At 64.4% G+C, this 1,281-nt stretch carries 2 protein-coding genes; both read left to right on the top strand.

Annotated elements, in window-relative coordinates:
* Window positions 1-20: 20 nt before the first annotated feature.
* On the top strand, window positions 21-317 hold the full coding sequence (locus B3V69_RS10170) for a 2TM domain-containing protein (protein ID WP_296446203.1): 297 nt from the start codon (window positions 21-23) through the stop codon (window positions 315-317).
* Between the two features lie 10 nt (window positions 318-327).
* Window positions 328-1,281, top strand: a 954-nt coding sequence (locus tag B3V69_RS10165; protein WP_296446202.1) for a sensor histidine kinase, incomplete at its 3' end; no start/stop codon positions are given.

Here is a 1,281-nt window from a genome sequence, read left to right as displayed (position 1 = left end):
AGCCCTAAAATCAAACCCGTATGAACACCCCCCTGTCCCCCGAAAAACTAGAGCGCATGGCGCGCTGGCGTGCTGGCGCCAAACTCGGCTGGTACGTGCACGTCACGGTCTATGTGCTGGTCAACCTGCTGGTGTTCGCGATGTCCAAGTACGGCTTCGGCAGTCGCTCCTGGTCGATTTTCCCCCTGCTCGGATGGGGCGTCGGCGTGGTGCTGCACGGTGTTTCGGTCTTTGTGCTGGGCTCCGGCAGCGGCTTGCGTGAGCGCATGGTCCAAAAAGAGCGCGAACGCCTGCAACGCGAGCGCGGCGGTTCGTGAAGCGTCGCTCATGAGGATCGACTGGATCGCCAAGCTGCGGCATTTGCTGCAAACCATGGCGTTTTGTCTGGCGATTTCCTTCCTTCAGTGGGCCTTCCAACCCGAGCGGAACTACGGCGTGTCCATGCTCTATTCGCTGTCCATCGGGTTCTTCTGCTGGACCTGGATCGACTTCGGACGGCACCTGTTTCCCTCCAGCCTGGACACTGGCTGGCCCAAAGGCCTGCAAGGGCTGGCGCTCGTTCTCACGGGCAACCTGGTTGGCTACTTTTTGGGCACCTATGCAGCCGATAGCTGGTTCGGCTGGTCGTCCTGGGACGTAGGCCCCGCCCGTACGCAACTCCGCACTTCGATTTTGGTCACGGCGCTGGCCGGTATTGCGGTCTCCTACTACTTCTACAGCGTCAACAAAAGCGCCTACCTCATCCGCAAGATGCACGAAGCGCACCAGCACGCCAACGAAGCGCGCCTGAAACTGCTGGAAACGCAGCTCGAGCCGCACATGCTGTTCAACACCCTGGCCAACCTGCGCGTGCTGATTGCCACCGACCCGCCCCGCGCGCAGCAGATGCTGGACCACATGATCGCCTACCTGCGCGCCACCCTCAGCGCCTCGCGCGCGCCCACGCACACGCTGCAGGCCGAGTTCGAGCGGCTGCGTGACTACCTGGAACTGATGGCCGTGCGCATGGGCCCACGCCTGAGCTACACGCTGGACCTGCCGCCTGAGCTGGCGCAGCATCCGGTGCCCACCTTGTTGCTGCAGCCGCTGGTGGAAAACGCCATCAAGCACGGGCTGGAGCCCAAGGTGGAAGGCGGCAGCATCACGGTGCGGGCGCGCCGCGAGGGCGCACGCCTGACGCTGGAGGTGCTGGACACCGGCGTCGGTCCGTCGCCCGGCCGCGCTGCGGTGGACGGCTTTGGGCTGACGCAGGTGCGCGAGCGCCTGGTGGCCACCTATGGC

The organism is Rhodoferax sp. UBA5149 (assembly GCF_002413825.1).
Taxonomy (GTDB): domain Bacteria; phylum Pseudomonadota; class Gammaproteobacteria; order Burkholderiales; family Burkholderiaceae_C; genus Rhodoferax.
This window is presented reverse-complemented; position numbering and strand designations above follow the sequence as displayed.

Bases quoted from the DNA above. Each gene is read 5' to 3' on its own strand.
- B3V69_RS10170 (WP_296446203.1), top strand. From the start codon at position 21: ATGAACACCCCCCTGTCCCCCGAAAAACTAGAGCGCATGGCGCGCTGG.